3 protein-coding genes are annotated in these 2616 nt (G+C 29.2%); all 3 read left to right on the forward strand.

Translation table 11 applies throughout. The annotated features are described in order from the left end of the window. Positions 1–111 precede the first annotated feature (111 nt). The 3 genes from QM536_09795 to QM536_09805 all read left to right on the forward strand — a co-directional run bounded on the left by QM536_09795 (position 112) and on the right by QM536_09805 (position 2474). Positions 112–393 carry a hypothetical protein gene (locus QM536_09795; protein ID MDI9357302.1) on the forward strand — a complete coding sequence of 94 codons (282 nt, stop codon included), beginning with the start codon at positions 112–114 and terminating at the stop codon, positions 391–393. 143 nt (positions 394–536) lie between these two features. Continuing rightward, positions 537–1274: a hypothetical protein gene (locus QM536_09800; protein MDI9357303.1), complete on the forward strand. Its 738-nt coding sequence runs from the start codon at positions 537–539 to the stop codon at positions 1272–1274. A 390-nt stretch (positions 1275–1664) separates the two neighbouring features. After that, positions 1665–2474, forward strand: a complete 810-nt coding sequence (locus QM536_09805) for a hypothetical protein (protein ID MDI9357304.1) — start codon at positions 1665–1667, stop codon at positions 2472–2474. Positions 2475–2616: the final 142 nt, after the last annotated feature.

Below are 2616 nucleotides of genomic sequence, written 5' to 3' on the forward strand. Positions count from 1 at the left end.
AAAAATTATGATACCCTGATGTAATTTTTTGTAATAATTTTATACAGATATCAAATAGATGGGGAACTATCAATAAAAAACTTTAATAAAAATGGTGTATCAAGTATCATTTTGAAAGTTATTTATAAAATAGAAGCTTCTATAGAAAAAGATGAATATCTAACAAATGAAGAAAAACGATTTTTATTTATAGTTACAACATCTCTAATTACAAATATGTCTGGTTTTAGAGAAGTAGCAATGCATGATTTAGAAGATTCAGATAATGCAAGAGTAAATGGATTTTGGAGTTCTATTGGAAGGATTTTTTCAAGTGTCATAACAGTAGCTATAGTTGTAGTTACTGTAGCAGTTGCAGTAGTTAGTGGTGTTTCCGCTGGTATTGGATTCTAATGTACTTATAATCAGCAAATCCCTCAGTGTGCTTGTCATTTAGATTGCTAAAAAGCTAATAGTTATTTGAGCCAAAGTATAATTTTACTCCGAAATAAATGTTTCGGAGTAACTTATATTATTTAAAATAAGTAAATAATTTTATGAAAAGAAAAATAATAAAATCTTTCTGTATTTATAGCATGTTTTTAAGCTTCATTTTCCATGTTGGGTGTTTTACTACCATAACATATACAAAGAAAACACCTTCAAATAAAAAAAATAAAGGTGATACTTTAGAATATAAGAGCCCGAAGCAGATATTAGTGGTAGAAAAATATGAGCAAATAGATATATCAGGTAAAAAAGTTTCTCTTCAAAAGAAAAAAAATATTTTGTTCAGGTCTCTTTATGAAAAAGATATGGAGATAATCAAAAAAAACACTTTTTTTTCGGAGGTATATAAAGAGAATTTTACAAAACACAAAAATGATAGTGTAGTATATGTTGATATTTATAGAAAAACAGATCAGAAGAAAGGGAATAAAGCTGGGAAGATTGCATTTTTTGCCACTTTGGGTATTGTGCCTATAAAGGTTACTGTTATAGACAGTATAACATTAGTATTCAAAAATTCTACAAAAGAAAATATTCTCACAATATCTCAAGAAAAAAGGATCGATGAGTACGGTAGTACTATGCTATTTTGGGGTGCCATTCTACTTGTTCCTTCTTTAGGAATTGCTATTCTTGCCCCACCACTTGTTGCAAATCTTTTAACTAACTGTGTAAGTGCTTTCAGGCATAAAAATATGAATAGAGTTTTTATGAAAGAAACCCTTTCCAAAGCAACGATTCAATTAGATTCTATATTTCTTTCTAAGAACCATATACATAAATAATAATAATAAACCATATACAACTAAAACATACTCAATGAAATGTATAAAAAAATAATATCTATAGTTTTAGTTGTTGTATGCGGCTGTAAAAAAGAAGATTACCTCTGAGAAAACCCGATTCCTATTAGGATTTTGGCAGGTACAAAGAATAGCAGCGGATAGTGTGACAGTTGAAGATACATACTATCTCAAGAAAACATACACAATACAATAAACTAAAAGAGAGCAGCGTCTTTTTACAGACGCTCTCTTTTATTTAAAAAAAATGTGTATACAATTAAAAATAATAATAAAACCATATACATATTAAAAATAAATTATTAAAAAGCACAATAATACTCATTCCAAATTATAAACTAAATCTTAAAAAAACATAAAACATAGAAAAATATGAAAAAAAATACCAAAGTATTACTAAGTATTGGGATTGCTATCCTGATGAATTCTTGTAGCCCATGTCCTGAAGAAAATGGTTTTTACAGTTTTGTGATACCAGAGTATAGCACTATCGCAAATAAAGACACTACCAGCTATAGCACATCCATTCTTGGGGATAACCCTGCGAAAGATGCTCAGGGAAGGTATAACTTTTCTTTGCTCTTACCATCGAGTGCTAATGTTCCCATGAGTGACAAAAAATCTGCGGTACCAATGAATCCCTACTATTATAGAAGTGAATATATTTCTAAGCAGGTAAGCTTATATGGCGATCATATTAAGAAGGTTTTTAAAAAGAGTACATGTAGTCATGATGGTTCTGATTTTCCTCAGCTTTTTTCTGGGGAAATGATAATAGATACACTGGAATACATATATATTACCTGTGATAAGGTATTCTCTGCCCAGTATCCCCATAGTTTAGAAGAAGTATTTACCTTAGAATATATAGATGTGCAATCTCTCCTATCCACCAAAACAGAAGTAACTGAATCCGACGTTCATAATACATGGAATAATCCTAAAAAGATATTGGTTTCGGAAATCAATAGGCAAAAGGGAGCTATTTTATTATTATTAAGTCCTGGAGGTTATAGGCAGGATTTTTATCATGCTTCTTCAAGTGGAACGAAGCTTTATTTAACTGCGTTGCCTGATAAAACCGATACTTATACATTTACATTTGAGTATAAGTTTCGTCTTTATGGGCAGAGTAGAAAGATAAAGTTTATTAAGTCAGAAGTAGTTCTAACAGGGAAATAGTATATGAAATAAAAGAGAGCGTTGATGAGACGTTCTCTTTTTTACAAAAAACAAAAAAAATAATGCTTTTTATTACAAATATTTTGAAAAAAAAAATATCTTTATAAATTGCAGAAAATAAAAATAAAATTATTTCACTTAG

It is taken from the genome of Chitinophagaceae bacterium (assembly GCA_030053935.1).
Taxonomy (GTDB): Bacteria; Bacteroidota; Bacteroidia; order Cytophagales; family JASGCU01; genus JASGCU01.